We start from the raw sequence: 14,329 nt of genomic DNA, 5'->3' as shown, positions 1-14,329 counted from the left end.
GCTCCTCCTAGAGGCTCCTCCTAGAGGCGCGGGGTGGCGCCGGTGGGCATGATCGTGCGGAGCTGGCGGGTCAGTTCGTCGATCAGGGAGCGGGCCTGGTCGGCGGCCTGGCGGGCGGCGTCGCGCTCCTGGGACAGCTCGGCGATCTGCGCGCGCTGCTCGGTGACGGCCTGCGCGAGCTGGTCGACCCACTGGTCGCGCTCGGCGAGCTTCTCGGCGACGGCGTCGCGTTCGGCGGCCATCTGCCGCATGCCCGCCACGGCCTTGTCGCGCTCGCGCCCGGCCTGGTCGGACTGGCCGCGGGCCAGGGTCAGCTCGGACTCGGCGCGCGCCTGCGCCTGGACGGCGCCCTCGCGGGCCCGCTCGGCGGCCTCCTTGGCCTTGGCGTTGCCGTCGCGCTCGCGCTCGGCCTTCTTGGCGGCCTCCAGCGACTGCGCGGCCGTGTCGAGGGCCTGCTGGCGCTCGGCCTCGGCGGCCTCGGCCCGTCCCATGGCGTCCTGGACGCGGCGCTCGAACTCCTGCGCCCGGCGTTCCGCCTCCTGCGCGCGGCGCTCGTTCTCCTGGGCGCGGCGCTCGGCGACCTCGGCGCGGCGGCGGGACTCGTCGGCCTCCTTGCCGGCGCCGACGACGGCGTGCTGCAGGTTCTGCGCGGTCATCTCGGCGTCGGTGACCTTGGCGCGCAGCGCCGACAGCTCGGCGTGCGCGGCCTCCAGGGCCCGTGACAGCTCCGCGGCCTGCTCGGTGACGCGGTCGCGCTCGGCCTCTGCGGAGCGGCGCCCGGTGACGGCGTCCTCGACGGCGCGGAGCGCGTCGTCGCGGGCCTCGCTCATGGCGTCGCGCTGCTGGATCGCCTGCCGGACCGTGGCCTCGGCCTCGGCGACACGGCGCTCGGCCTGCTCGACCTGGCCTTGCACCTGCTCCATCTGCGCGCGGGTCTGCTCGGCCTGCGCGCGCGCCTGGTCGGCCTGGATGCGCGCCTGCTCGGCCTGGCCGCGTGCCTGGTCGGCCTGGGTGCGTCCCTGCTGGGCCTGGTTCCACGCGGCGGCGGCGTCCCGCTGCGCGTTCTCCTTCTCGGTCTGCAGCGCCGCGATCTGGGTGACGGCCTCGTTCTGGACCTCGGAGACGCGGCGGTCGGCCTCGGCGAACTGCCGCTCGGCCTCCACGGCGCGGCGGTCGGCCTGCTCGGCCTGGCCGCGGGCGCGCTGCACCTCGCCCCAGGCGGCCGCCGCGTCGCGCTGCGCCGACTCCTTCTCCGCCTGGACGGACGCGACCTGCGAGGCCATCTCGTTCTGCGCGTCACCGAGGCGGCGCTCGGCCTCCACCGCGCGGCGGTCGGCCTGCTCGGCCTGGCCGCGGGCGCGCTGCACCTCGCCCCAGGCGGCCGCCGCGTCGCGCTGCGCCGACTCCCGCTCGGCCGCGATGGCCGCGACCTGGGCGGCGATCTCGTTCTGCACGTCGTTGACCTTGCGCTCACCGGCGGCGAGCGCGTCGCCGATGAGGTCGGCCATCTGGCGGAGCCGCTCGACCATGTCCCAGGGCTGGGCCTCGGGCTGCTCGGGCTCGGGCCGCACCAGCTCACCGGTCCGGCCGTGCTGCCCGGGGTGGCCCTGGTGGCCTGGCTGGCCCTGGAGGCCCTGCTGCGGCTGGTGGCCCTGCTGCCCGTGCTGGCCCGGTTGCCCCGGCCGGCCCTGCTGGCCGGGGTGCTGCTGCTGCGCGGCGGGGCCGGGCAGCGCGGGCTTCGACATCTGGATCGGCTGCTGGGCCGGCGGCACCGGCGACTCGGGCGTGCGGTTCGGGTCGCGCCCCATGGCGGTCCAGGGCGACCCCGCGTCCGGGACTCCGCGGGAACCGCCCGATCCGTTCAGCTCACTCACTGCTCTCCTCGCCTCACGGCTCGGTGCCACGTGAACGCCATGGCCATGCTCATCCTGGTCGCGGCGTTCCTCGCCTGGCGGCTCGTCACTTCGCCCACGTGTCTCCTCGCCTGGCGGCGCCCGGCCGCGTTGGCGGGGTTCGGTGTGCACATCTCGCTCGCTCCGCTACCGGCCCTGATGCCTCGTCGCTTCGCTCACGGAAGGCACTCTAGTCGCGACCAGCGGAACGTTTGCCCAGTTTGGGGTTTACTTTCTTGGTCCCGGCAGGGGACCGGCGTGCACAGCGGGCCTGCTCGGGGCGTTTTCGCGGTGTCCGCGGCCCGTCCCGGCGGGTGCTGCGGGTCACACCGGGCGGGACGGCGGAACCGGTGCGACAATCGCGCCCCATGGAGCTTCGCACCCTGTACCCGCCCATCGAGCCGTACGATTCCGGGCTTCTCGACGTCGGCGACGGCAACCGCGTCTATTGGGAGGTCTGCGGGAACCCCGAGGGCAAGCCCGCCGTCATGCTGCACGGCGGGCCCGGCGCCGGGTGCAGCGCGGCGCACCGCCGGCAGTTCGACCCGGAGGCGTACCGGATCGTCCTGTTCGACCAGCGCAACTGCGGGCGGAGCCTGCCGCACGCGAAGGACCCCGAGGTGACGCTGGAGGCGAACACCACCTGGAACCTGGTCGCCGACATGGAGAGGCTGCGGGAGCACCTCGGCATCGAGCGGTGGCTCGTGTTCGGCGGGAGCTGGGGCAGCGCCCTGTCGCTGGCGTACGCGCAGACCCATCCGGAGCGCGTGACCGAGCTGGTGCTGCGCGGCATCTTCACCCTGCGGCCGTTCGAGTTGTACTGGTTCTACCAAGAGGGCGCGTCGCTGCTGTTCCCCGACCTCTGGGAGAAGTACGTCGAGCCGATCCCCGAGGACGAGCGGGAGGACCTCATCTCCGCGTTCGCCGAGCGGCTCGACTCCCCGGACCGGGACGTGCGCGTCGCCGCGGCCAAGGCGTGGGCGACCTGGGAGGGCTCGACGATCACGCTGCGGCCGGACCCGGAGACGGCCGGCGGCTTCGGCGAGCCCGACTACGCGGTGGCGTTCGCGCGCATCGAGAACCACTACTTCGTCAACGAGGGGTTCTTCGAGGACGAGCAGCTGATCCGCGACGTCGGCAAGATCCGCCACATCCCCGCCGTCATCGTCCAGGGCCGCTATGACGTGTGCACCCCCGTCGCCACGGCGTGGGATCTGCACCGCGCGTGGCCCGAGGCTGATTTCCACATCGTCGACGACGCCGGGCACGCCTTCGACGAGCCGGGGATCCTGCACCATCTGATCGAGGCGACCGACCGCTTCGCCGGAAAGCGCCGACCGGAAACGGCGTAGCGCCCGGCGCCGGAACGCCCGCTTAACCGGACCGTCGTCCGGGGGGTTTACGACCGGTCCGATTCCCCGGCCGGGAGCGGAGCTCACACCGCCACCCGGTCGGGGTATCCGGGGACCGAAACACCCGAATTCTTACTTCTAAGCCATCCGGCTCTTTCCCGTCCGATAGTGAAGCTGCCCCTTGAAGGTCAGCAGACGGGGGCCTCCAGAGTCCGCGCCAACGCCTTGTCCCACACCCGCCCCATGCCGCCCGCGAGCGGACGACCTCGTGCGATGCGACGTGACGCCCGCCGCACCCGGGACGTTGACATGACTTTTGAGTGACTTACCTCACATAACCGATACACAAAACCCCTCGCGCGGTCACGACAAAACATTAAGGTGACGTTCAGGAAGCATCCGGGGGCCGCGACCCGTGCAGTCGGCAGTACCTCCTGCGTAGCACGGGGAAAGGCGGACGGCCGCCCTTCCGAACCCGCCTCGAATTGCAGCGAATTCGATAAAGCCAATTACCCTACCCAGTGCGCCGCCACGCTAAACATCCCGCACATAACATTCCTCTGCGATCACGGCGCGAGATTCGCTAAGTTGCCTGGACATGGCAGCGCAACCCCTGGAATCACCGACCCGACGCCCCGACGCGAACGAGACGAACGCGGACGTGCAACTCCAGGAGCCGAGCCTCGCCGACGGCCCGGAGCTTTGGCGGATGGCGCGGGACTCACGCGTCCTGGACGTCAACTCGCCGTACAGCTACACGCTCTGGTGCCGCGATTTCTCGGAGACCTCCGTGGTGGCGCGCGACGCCGGCGCCCCGTGCGGATTCATCACCGGCTACGTCCGCCCGTCCCGGCCCGACACGTTCTTCGTGTGGCAGGTCGCCGTCGACCACGACCACCGCGGCCAGGGCCTCGCCCGCCGCATGCTCGACAGCCTCGCCGACCGGCTCGTCCCGCGCGGGCACCGGTTCCTGGAGGCGACGGTCACGCCGGACAACACCGCGTCCACCGCGATGTTCGCATCGTTCGCCCGTGACCGCGGATGCGAACTCGCCCGCAGCCCGCTGTTCGGCGCGGAGCACTTCCCCGATGGGGGACACGAGCCCGAGGTGCTCTTCCGGATCGGCCCGATCACCGACGCGAACTGATCCATCACACACCCCCGTCCGCTCCCCCACACCGACCTGCCTTGGAGGCAGACATGGACGTCTTCGCCCGCCTGGAATCAGAAGTCCGCGGCTACTGCCGCGGCTGGCCCACGGTGTTCACCACCGCCCAGGGCAGCTACATGACCGATGAGAACGGCAAGCGCTACCTGGACTTCTTCGCCGGCGCCGGAACCCTCAACTACGGGCACAACAACCCGCAACTGAAACGCAGGCTGATCGACTACCTCGCCGGCGACGCGGTCGTGCACAGCCTCGACATGTACACCTCCGCCAAGCGGGAGTTCCTGGAACGGTTCAACGAGTACGTGCTCCGGCCGCGCGCCCTCGACTACAAGGTGCAGTTCCCCGGTCCCGCGGGCAACAACTCGGTCGAGGCCGCGCTCAAACTCGCCCGCAAGTACACCGGCCGCGAGTCCGTCATCAGCTTCACCAACGCCTTCCACGGCATGACGCTCGGCGCGCTCGCCGTGACGGGCAACTCGATGAAGCGCACCGGCGCGGGCGTGCCGCTCGGCCACGGCGTCGCGATGCCCTACGACAACTACCTGGACGGCCGGACGCCCGACTTCCTGCTGTTCGAGACGATGCTGGAGGACAGCGGCAGCGGCCTGGACAAGCCCGCCGCCGTGATCGTGGAGACCGTCCAGGGCGAGGGCGGCATCAACGTCGCCACCGCCGAGTGGCTGCGCGGCCTCCAGGACCTGTGCCGCCGCCACGACATCCTGCTGATCGTCGACGACGTGCAGATGGGCTGCGGCCGCACCGGGTCGTTCTTCAGCTTCGAGGAGGCCGGGATCACCCCGGACATCGTCTGCCTGTCCAAGTCGCTCAGCGGCTACGGGCTCCCGTTCGCGATCACGCTCATGAAGCGGGAGCTGGACGTGTGGGACCCGGGCGAGCACAACGGCACGTTCCGCGGCTTCAACCCCGCGTTCGTCACGGCCGTCGGCGCCCTGGAGGACTACTGGACGGGCGACGACATGGAGAAGGAGACCCTCGCCAAGGGCCAGCAGGTGCAGGCGGCGCTGGAGTCGATCGCGATCACGCACGCCGGCGCCGTGGACTCCGTCCGCGGCCGGGGCCTGGCGTGGGGCCTGGTGATGAACGACCCCGAGACGGCGCCGAAGGTGTGCTCCGAGGCGTTCGCGCGCGGGCTGCTGATGGAGACCTCCGGCCCCGAGGGCGAGGTCGTCAAGCTGCTGCCGCCGCTCACCACGACCGAGGCCGAACTCGGCCAGGGCCTGGAGATCATCGCCGACTCCCTGGAGGCCGTCCGCCAGAAGGTCGCCGTCTGAGCTGAGCGCAACACCGCCCGAACGGGGCCGGGCTCCCCGAGGGGCCCGGCCCGGGGCAGAGCTGGAAAGAGGAGATTCATGATTGTTCGTTCCCTTGACGAGATCATCGGTACCGAACGGGACGTGCAGGCGCCGACGTGGTGCAGCCGCCGGTTCGTCCTCGCCAAGGAGGGCGTCGGCTTCTCGATGCACGAGACGATCCTGTACGCGGGCACCGAGACGAAGATGTGGTACGCGAACCACATCGAGGCCGTCTACTGCATCGAGGGCCAGGGGGAGCTGACCGACGACGAGACCGGCGAGAAGCACAAGCTCGCGCCGGGCGTGATGTACCTGCTGAACGAGCACGACCACCACACGGTGAGGGCGCACACGGACCTGAAGACCGTCTGCGTGTTCAATCCACCTGTCACCGGGCGGGAGGTCCATGACGAGAACGGGGTCTATCCGCTGCTGACCGAGGAGGACGCATGAGCATCATCGAGTCGCATCCGACCATCGACGACGCCTACCCCACCCGGAAGGCCGCCGAGGCCGCGCTGCTGTACCGGCAGGACCCCGTCGTGTACGGAGCCCCGGAGGACGGGCCGATCGACGCCGCCACCCTCGACTCGTTCGAGACCAACGGATTTCTGTCCGTCGACCAGCTGATCGCGCCGGAGGAGGTCGAGGACTACCGCGCCGAGCTGCGCAGGCTGTCCGCGGACCCGCAGATCCTGGCCGACGAGCGCACGGTGACCGAGCGCGGCTCGGACGAGGTCCGCTCCATCTTCGAGATCCACAAGATCAGCGAGGTCTTCGCCTCCCTCATCCGCGACCCCCGCGTCGTCGGCCGGGCCCGGCAACTTCTCGGCTCCGAGGTTTACGTTCACCAGAGCCGGGTCAACTACAAGCCAGGGTTCAGTGGCAAGGAGTTCTACTGGCACTCGGACTTCGAGACCTGGCACGCGGAGGACGGCATGCCCCGGATGCGCGCGGTGAGCATATCCATCGCGCTCACCGAGAATTTCGTGCACAATGGCGGGCTAATGATTATGCCTGGCTCGCACAAGACCTTCGTGGCGTGCGTCGGGGAGACCCCGGACGACCACTACAAGGAGTCCCTGCGCGCTCAGGAGATCGGGACTCCCGATCCGAGCAGCCTCTCGATCCTCGCCGACAAACACGGGATCGAGCTGTTCACAGGGGCTGCGGGCTCTGCCACCATGTTCGACTGCAACTGCATGCACGGCTCGAACGGGAACATCACCCCGTTCCCGCGTTCCAACGTGTTCATCGTGTTCAACAGTGTCGAGAACGCCTGTGTCGAACCGTTCTCGGCGCCGGCACCGCGTCCGGAGTTCATCGGCGCCCGCGACTTCACCCCCGTGGGCGGCTGAATGAACACAACAATTCGATAACCCCGACCCGCCCTGCTCCCGTGCTCGCGGGGGGCCGCCCCAGGTCCCCCGCGGGGGCGGGAGCGCACCCATCCCAGGAGTTCGATGATGACTTCCTCGAGACGCGACTTCCTCCGTACCGCCGTGCTGCTGTCCGCCGCGGCGCCGCTGGCCGCGGCGGGCTGCTCCACGACGGATCCGGAAGAGGAGCGGGCCGGTGGCGGCACGCTGGAGAAGGCCAAGAGCGCGGGGTCCATCACCGTTGGCTTCGCCAACGAGGCGCCCTACGGCTTCACGGACAAGTCGGGCAAGCTGACCGGTGAGGCGCCCGAGCTGGCCCGGGTCATCTTCAAGGAGCTCGGGATCAACGAGGTCAAGGGAGTCCAGGTGGACTTCGCCGGCCTGATCGCGGGGCTCAACGCCAGGCGGTTCGACACGATCGCCGCCGGAATGTTCATCACGCCGGAGCGCTGCGCCTCCGCGGCGTTCGCCAACCCCGAGTACGTCGCCAAGAGCGCGTTCATGGTGAAGGAAGGCAACCCCGAGGGGCTCAAGGGCGCCGAGGACCCGGGCAAGAAGGGCGTCAACGTCGGCGTGCTGACCGGTGCCGTCGAGGCCGGCTACGCCGAGAGCACCGGCGTGAAGAAGGGCAACATCAAGACCTACGCCGACCAGGCGAGCGCATACGAGGGCCTCAAGGCCGGGCGCATCGACTGCATCTGGCTGACCCGCATCTCGCTCGCCGACCTGCTGTCCAAGCACGAGGGCGAGGGCTTCGAGGTCACCGAGCCGTTCACTCCCGTCATCGACGGCAAGGAGCAGTTCGGCGCGGGCGCGTTCGCGTTCCGCAAGGCCGACACCGACCTGCTGAACGCCTGGAACCAGCAGCTCGAGAAGCTGAAGCAGGAGAAGAAGCTGCTGCCGATCCTGCAGCCGTTCGGCTTCACCCAGGCGGAGATGCCGGCCGCGGACGACACGGCCGACAAGTTCTGCCGGGGCTGATCCGGTGGGGGACGTCCTCAGCAGCTACGAGCAGTGGCTGAAAGGCGCCTGGCTCACCTTTCAGCTCACCATCTACGGGGGCGGGCTGGCGCTGGTGCTCGCCCTGGTCTTCGGCCTGGCGGGAACCTCCCGCCACGCGCCCGTGCGTGTCCTCAACCGGGTGTACGTGGAGTTCTTCCGCGGCAACGCGACACTGGTGCTGCTGTTCTGGTTCTTCTACGCGCTGCCCCTGATCGGGCTGCGGTTCACCCCGATGTTCGCGGCCGTGCTCGCGCTCGGCCTGAACGTCGGCGCCTACGGCGCGGAGGTGGTCCGCGGCTCGGTCAACGCGGTGCCGAAGGCCCAGTACGAGGCGACGGTGGCGCTGAACTTCACGCCGTTCCAGCGGATGCGGCGGGTCCTGCTGCCGCAGGCCTTCGCGCTGATGCTGCCGCCCTTCGGCAACCTGATCATCGAGCTGATGAAGGGGACGGCCATCGTGTCCCTGGCCACCCTGGTCGACCTCACCCGCGTGTCGAAGAACATCCAGGGCAGCAGCGGGGAGACCGTCGCGGCGTTCTCGGTGGTCCTCGTCCTGTACTTCATCATCGCGCAGGTCCTGCAGCTGTGCGTCCGCTACGCCGAGCGGCGGGTGGACCGCATGCTGGGCCGCAGCCTTCCCAGTGAGCCGTCGCTCGGCACGGTCGCGGCCGGTTCCCCCGGAGCGGGGGTATCGGGCTGATGACCTGGAACTGGGAATACACGGGTGAGATCCTCCCCGACCTGCTGAGCGGGCTGCGCTACACCATCATCGCCACGCTGGCCGGCTACGTGATCGCCCTGATCCTGGGCATGGTGTGGACGCTGCTGCGCCGCACGCCGTACAAGGCCGTCAACCAGACGGTCCGGTGGGTCACGGAGTTCATCAGGTCGACGCCGCTGATCCCGCAGCTGTACTTCGTGTTCTTCGTCCTGCCCACCTGGGGCATCACGCTGTCACCGCTGACGGCCGGGATCATCACGCTCGGCATCCACTACTCGACCTACACGGCCGAGGTGTACCGGGCGGGGATCGCCGACGTCCCCAGGGGGCAGTGGGAGGCGTGCACGGCCCTCAACCTGCCGAAGTCGAGGGTGTGGCTGGACGTCATCCTGCCGCAGGCGATCCGCCGGGTGATCCCGACGCTCGGCAACTACCTGATCGCGATGTTCAAGGACTCGCCGATGCTGTTCGCGATCAACGTCGCGGAACTGCTCTTCCAGGCCAACAGGGTCGGGTCGGTGAACGGCCAGTTCCTGGAGCCGATGACGATGGTCGGCCTGTTGTTCGTCGTGGTCAGCGTCATATCCTCGATACTCGTCCGCCGCTTGGAGAGGCGCTATGCCACCAACTGACAGCACACCGGAAGCCCCGACGCCCAAGGACCCGGAGGGCGAACCGAGCCCGAAGCGCGTCGCGGCCGACGAGAGCGCCTCCGAGAAGAAGGACGTCTCGACGGAGAAGAACCTCTCCAAGAAGGACGACGCGCCGGAGGGCGGGCCCGCCGCCGAGCTTCCGCACGGGAGCGCGCCCGGCATCCGCTTCGAGAAGGTGGTCAAGCGCTTCGGCCACAACGTCGTGCTCCGCGAGCTCGACTTCACCGTGGAGCCCGGGGAGCGCGTGACGCTCATCGGGCCGAGCGGGTCGGGCAAGACCACCATCCTGCGGCTGCTGATGACGCTGGAGACCCTCAACGAGGGCGTCATCTGGATCGGCGACGAGACGCTGTGGCACATGGAGCGGGGCGGCAAACGGGTCCCGGCCAACCAGAAGCACCTGCACGAGATGCGCAAGCAGGTCGGCATGGTGTTCCAGCAGTTCAACCTGTTCCCCAACATGAACGTGCTGCGCAACCTCACCGAGGGGCCGGTGCGCGTGCTGGGGGTCTCCAAGGACGAGGCGGTCGAGCGCGCCAAGGGCCTGCTGGAGATGGTCGGGCTCGCCGACAAGATCGACGCTCACCCGACCCAGCTGTCGGGCGGCCAGCAGCAGCGGGTGGCGATCGCGCGCGCGCTCGCCATGCAGCCCCGCGTGCTGCTGCTGGACGAGGTCACTTCGGCGCTGGACCCCGAGCTCGTCGTCGGCGTCCAGGACCTGCTGCGCGACATCGCCCGGCAGAGCGACCTGACCCTGCTGTGCGTCACCCACGAGATGGCCTTCGCCAAGGACATCTCCGACCGGGTCCTGATGTTCGACCAGGGCCAGATCGTCGAGGCCGGCCACCCGGACCAGATCTTCGGCGAGCCGGCCGAGCAGCGCACCCGGGACTTCCTGCAGGCGGTCCTGGCCTCCTGACAGGATCCCGCAGGCGGCCGTCGCCCGCGTCCCCGTCGCCCCGGGGACGCGGGCGACTCTCGTCGGCGCCGGGGGCGGCCGGAGCCCGCCTCCGATGCCGCGCTCACCCGACCCCGGGCCAGGCGGAGGCGACGAGTTCCCGCCACTCCGGGGCGGGCGCGTCGGCACCGTGCTGGCGCGCGATCTCGCCGGGGAACGAGCCGATCGGCGCCTTGGCCGGGTTCCGGGCGATCTGGTCGATGATGGCCGCGGTGATCTCCGGACCGCCGCCGCCCCTGGGGAACGCGCCGTGCGCGCGGTCGGAGAGGCCCTCGGGGAGCGTCCCGGCGTCCAATCCGGCGATGTCGGCGCCCGTCCCGGCGTGGGTGAGGGCGATCTCCGGCCGCATCCGGTGGGCGATGCCCAAACTGGCGTGCAGCGCGATCGCCTCCCACACGACCCGCACCCGCTCGTCGTCCAGCCCGTGCCCGCTCAGGAACTCCGCGGCGCGGTCGGCGCCGTCCACCTCGAACCGCTGGGCGCCGTCCCCCCTCTCGGTGAGCCCGATGTCGTGCAGGACGCTCGCCAGGAACAGCACCTCGTCGTCGTAGTCGGCGGCGGGACGCAGCCCTCGCCGTTCCCCGATGGCGCGGGCGAACAGGTAGGTCCGCGCGCTGTGGTTGGCGATCGTCTCCGTCGCTTCGGAGAACACCAGGTCGTAGGCCTTGCGGGTCAGGTCGGTGTCGGGCAGGGAGAACTCGGCGAAGTGGTCGGCCATCGATGCTCCTCGAACGTGATCGGGTGGACGCATCGATCGTCCGCCGCGGCGCCGCCCTCCGGCCAGTGTCCGGATTGCCGATATGCGCTATGTTCTGGCCATGCACGTGGTGGCGGTGCTCGCGCTCGACGGGGTGGTGGCGTTCGATCTGTCGGTCCCGGGCCAGGTGTTCGGCACGACGACCACGTCCGGGAACGCCCCGCTGTACGAGGTGCGGGCATGCACCCCGCCGGGCGGCGCGGAGACGTCCCCGATGCTGGGCCGCATGCGGCTGGAGACACCGTTCGGCCTGGACTCTCTGGCGGCGGCCGACACGATCGTCGTCCCGGGCCACGAGGACGTGCGGGCCGTCCCGCCCGCCGAGGTGCTGGACGCCCTGCGCGACGCGGCGGACCGCGGCGCGCGGATCGCGTCGATCTGCGTCGGCGCGTTCGTCCTCGCGGCCGCCGGGCTGCTCGACGGGCGGCGCGCCACCACGCACTGGAGCTACGCGAAGGCGCTGGCGCGGCGGTATCCGGACGTCGAAGTCGACCCGTCGGTGCTGTACGTGGACGACGGGCGGACGCTGACCTCCGCCGGGGTCGCGGCGGGGATCGACCTGTGCCTGCACATCGTCCGCCAGGACCACGGCTCGGCGACGGCCGCCCGGACGGCGCGCCGCATCATCATGCCGCCGCAGCGGGACGGCGGGCAGGCCCAGTACATCCGGCACGAGGACCCGCCGGACGACGTGGCGGCCCTGCAGCCGACGCTGGCCTGGCTGGAGGCCAACCTTCACCGGCCGCTGACCCTGGACGACATCGCGCGCCACGCGTCCGTCAGCGTCCGGACGCTGACCCGGAGGTTCCGCGAGCAGGCGGGCACGACACCGCTGCGATGGCTGTCGCGCGCCCGCGTCCACCGCGCGCAGCAGCTCCTGGAGACCACGGACCTGCCGGTCGAGCGCGTCGCGACCGAGGCGGGCTTCGGGTCGCCGGTGACGCTGCGCGCCCATTTCGCCCGCAGCGTCGGCGCCTCACCGCTGGCCTACCGCGGCGCCTTCCGCGCGCGGACGCCGTCCTCCTGATCTCGGCCCGCCCCGCCGTGGATTGCACCGAACGCCATTCGGTACCGTTGCCGGGTAAGCGTGGAGGGGCGAGGTTGGAGTGATGGGCACAGCGATCGCAGGACTCGGGATGACCGAGCTCGGCAAGGTGTACGGGCGGAGCCCGCGGCGGCTCGCCGCCGACGCGGTGCGGCTCGCGGTCGCCGACGCGGGGCTGGATCTCGGCGACCTGGACGGGCTCCTGGTCAGCCACGGCTTGGGCGGCTCCCCCGGCATCGAGCTGGCGGGCGCCCTCGGACTCCGCGACCTGCGGCTGCTCTCCCAGGTCAACGCGTTCGGCGCGACCGCCGGCGCGATGCTGTCGTACGCGGCGATGTCGGTGCTGAGCGGCACGGCCACCACCGTCGCCTGCGTGTTCGCGGACGCGCCGCTGAAGCCGAAGGAGTCGGCCGGTTCGGCCTACAACCGCGACGCCCGCGAGTGGTACGGGTTCGGCGGGATGACGGCGGCGCTCGGACTGCGCAGCGTCAACTCGCACTACGCCCTGGCCGCGCAGCGGCACATGACCCGCTACGGCACCACCAGCGAGCAGCTCGGCGCGATCGCCGTGTCGACGCGGGAGTGGGCGTCGCGCAACCCGCTCGCCCAGATGCGCGAGCCGATCACCCTGGCCGACCACCAGGAGTCCCGCTGGGTGTCCGAGCCGCTGCACCTGCTGGACTGCTGCCTGGTCTCCAACGGCGCCGTCGCCGTCGTGGTCACCGGCGCCGACCGGGCCCGCGACCTCGCCCGGCCGCCCGTCCACCTGTGGGGCTGGGGGCAGGGCCATCCCGGGCACCGCAAGGAGCGCGGCAGCGAGTTCGGCCTGACGACGGGCGCCGCGTCGTCGGGCGCGACGGCGATGAAGATGGCGGGGATCACGCCGTCCGACGTGGACGTGTGCGAGCTGTACGACTGCTACACCTACACGGTGCTGGTGTCGCTGGAGGACTACGGGTTCTGCGCCAAGGGCGAGGGCGGCGCGTTCGCCGCGTCCGGCGCGCTCGGCCCCGGCGGGTCGCTGCCGACCAACACCGGCGGCGGCCAGCTCTCGGCGTACTACATGTGGGGCATGACGCCCCTGTCGGAGGCCGTGATCCAGGCGCGCGGGGACGGCGGCGAGCGGCAGGCCCCGTCCAACGAGGTGATTCTGGTCAGCGGCAACGGCGGCATCCTCGACCACCACTCGACCCTCATCGTCAGCCCGCACGAGAAGGGGGCCTGAGCATGGACATCGGCGTCCTGCGGCGGGACGGCCGCACCGACCCGTTCTTCGACGGCACCGCCGCCGGCCGGCTCGTGATCAGGCGCTGCGAGGCGTGCGACCGCTGGTTCGCGCCGGACGAGACCGGCTGCCCCGGGTGCGGCGGCGAGGACCTCGTGTGGGCCGAGGCGAGCGGCGAGGCGACCCTGGTCACCTGGACCGTCACCCACTCCCGGAACGGGGCCGGGCCACCGGCCCACCTGGCGCTGGTGGAACTCGCCGAAGGCCCCTGGCTGCACGCCCGGCTGGACGGCGTCGCCCCGGAGTCCCTGCGCGAGGGCCTCCCCCTCCGCGCGGCGTTCGTGCACCCGGACGAGGGCGAGTCCTACGTCCTCTTCCGCGAGTAGACCGAATTGCATTCGGTCCAGTAGCGTTCGGGTCATGAACACCGAGGTCTGCGCACGGTTCGGCATCGAGTTCCCGCTGTTCGCCTTCAGCCACTGCCGCGACGTCGTCGCCGCCGTGACCAACGCGGGCGGTTTCGGCGTCCTCGGGGCGGTCGCCTACACCCCCGACCGCCTCGAAGAGGAGCTGCGCTGGATCGACGACCAGGTGAATGGCCGCCCCTACGGTGTGGACGTCCTGGTCCCCGGCAAGATCGACAAGGCGGCGGAGGGCGGCGGCGGCATCGACGCCCTGCTCGCCGCGGTCCCCGAGGAGCACTGGAACTTCCTCGTCGGGCTGTTCGCCAAGTACGACGTCCCGCTGCCCGACTTCGAGAAGGCCAAGCGCTCGAACGCGGACGACGGCGCGCGGGTCACCGCGAAGGGCGCGACCGAGCTGATCGACGTGTCGCTCGCCCACCCCATCGGCCTCATCGCC

The 14,329-nt window shown here is 70.9% G+C and carries 15 protein-coding genes; 13 read left to right on the top strand and 2 right to left on the bottom strand.

All coding sequences use genetic code 11. The features are described from left to right. Positions 1-20 precede the first annotated feature (20 nt). A complete protein-coding gene (locus E1281_RS42160) occupies positions 21-1,874 on the bottom strand; it encodes an alanine-zipper protein (protein WP_131882695.1) in 1,854 nt (617 codons plus the stop codon). Between the two features lie 386 nt (positions 1,875-2,260). On the opposite strand from E1281_RS42160, the gene pip reads away from it, so the two are divergent. From pip to ehuA, 9 genes are all read left to right on the top strand, one after another. After that, the gene (pip, locus tag E1281_RS27930; protein WP_131882694.1) at positions 2,261-3,244 is read left to right on the top strand and encodes a prolyl aminopeptidase; all 984 of its coding nucleotides are present in this window, start codon (positions 2,261-2,263) and stop codon (positions 3,242-3,244) included. A gap of 598 nt (positions 3,245-3,842) precedes the next feature. After that, the gene (gene ectA / locus E1281_RS27925; RefSeq protein WP_131882693.1) at positions 3,843-4,391 is read left to right on the top strand and encodes a diaminobutyrate acetyltransferase; all 549 of its coding nucleotides are present in this window, start codon (positions 3,843-3,845) and stop codon (positions 4,389-4,391) included. Between the two features lie 53 nt (positions 4,392-4,444). Further along, entirely contained in the window at positions 4,445-5,707 is a 1,263-nt protein-coding gene (ectB, locus tag E1281_RS27920; RefSeq protein WP_131882692.1) for a diaminobutyrate--2-oxoglutarate transaminase, read from the top strand. A 78-nt stretch (positions 5,708-5,785) separates the two neighbouring features. Then, positions 5,786-6,181: an ectoine synthase gene (locus E1281_RS27915; protein ID WP_131882691.1), complete on the top strand. Its 396-nt coding sequence runs from the start codon at positions 5,786-5,788 to the stop codon at positions 6,179-6,181. Then, the gene (gene thpD, locus E1281_RS27910; protein ID WP_131882690.1) at positions 6,178-7,086 is read left to right on the top strand and encodes an ectoine hydroxylase; all 909 of its coding nucleotides are present in this window, start codon (positions 6,178-6,180) and stop codon (positions 7,084-7,086) included. Before E1281_RS27915 ends, thpD begins: the two co-directional genes overlap by 4 nt. A 105-nt stretch (positions 7,087-7,191) precedes the next feature. After that, a complete protein-coding gene (gene ehuB / locus E1281_RS27905) occupies positions 7,192-8,088 on the top strand; it encodes an ectoine/hydroxyectoine ABC transporter substrate-binding protein EhuB (RefSeq protein WP_243717479.1) in 897 nt (298 codons plus the stop codon). 4 nt (positions 8,089-8,092) lie between these two features. Beyond that, entirely contained in the window at positions 8,093-8,809 is a 717-nt protein-coding gene (gene ehuC, locus E1281_RS27900) for an ectoine/hydroxyectoine ABC transporter permease subunit EhuC (protein WP_131882689.1), read from the top strand. Further along, positions 8,809-9,462 carry an ectoine/hydroxyectoine ABC transporter permease subunit EhuD gene (gene ehuD, locus E1281_RS27895; RefSeq protein WP_131882688.1) on the top strand — a complete coding sequence of 218 codons (654 nt, stop codon included), beginning with the start codon at positions 8,809-8,811 and terminating at the stop codon, positions 9,460-9,462. Before ehuC ends, ehuD begins: the two co-directional genes overlap by 1 nt. Continuing rightward, entirely contained in the window at positions 9,449-10,402 is a 954-nt protein-coding gene (ehuA, locus tag E1281_RS27890) for an ectoine/hydroxyectoine ABC transporter ATP-binding protein EhuA (RefSeq protein ID WP_243717477.1), read from the top strand. The genes ehuD and ehuA overlap by 14 nt, the downstream gene beginning before the upstream one ends. A gap of 103 nt (positions 10,403-10,505) precedes the next feature. Here the strand turns inward: ehuA and E1281_RS27885 are convergent, their stop codons facing one another. After that, the gene (locus E1281_RS27885; RefSeq protein ID WP_165959141.1) at positions 10,506-11,159 is read right to left on the bottom strand and encodes an HD domain-containing protein; all 654 of its coding nucleotides are present in this window, start codon (positions 11,157-11,159) and stop codon (positions 10,506-10,508) included. 82 nt (positions 11,160-11,241) lie between these two features. Here E1281_RS27885 and E1281_RS27880 point away from each other — a divergent pair, with 82 nt between their 5' ends. The 4 genes from E1281_RS27880 to E1281_RS27865 all read left to right on the top strand — a co-directional run. After that, positions 11,242-12,225 (top strand): helix-turn-helix domain-containing protein, encoded by a 984-nt coding sequence (locus tag E1281_RS27880; protein WP_243717475.1) that lies wholly within the window; start codon positions 11,242-11,244, stop codon positions 12,223-12,225. 82 nt (positions 12,226-12,307) lie between these two features. After that, positions 12,308-13,468 (top strand): thiolase family protein, encoded by a 1,161-nt coding sequence (locus E1281_RS27875; RefSeq protein ID WP_131882686.1) that lies wholly within the window; start codon positions 12,308-12,310, stop codon positions 13,466-13,468. A gap of 2 nt (positions 13,469-13,470) precedes the next feature. Further along, the gene (locus E1281_RS27870) at positions 13,471-13,854 is read left to right on the top strand and encodes an OB-fold domain-containing protein (RefSeq protein WP_131882685.1); all 384 of its coding nucleotides are present in this window, start codon (positions 13,471-13,473) and stop codon (positions 13,852-13,854) included. 34 nt (positions 13,855-13,888) lie between these two features. Beyond that, the coding region (locus tag E1281_RS27865) for a nitronate monooxygenase (protein ID WP_207943531.1) at positions 13,889-14,329 on the top strand (441 nt) is incomplete at its 3' end.

The sequence above is a fragment of the Actinomadura sp. KC345 genome, assembly GCF_004348515.1.
Classification (GTDB): domain Bacteria; phylum Actinomycetota; class Actinomycetes; order Streptosporangiales; family Streptosporangiaceae; genus Spirillospora.
The sequence above is the reverse complement of the archived record's forward strand: the minus strand, read 5'-3'. Positions and strand labels throughout refer to the sequence as shown.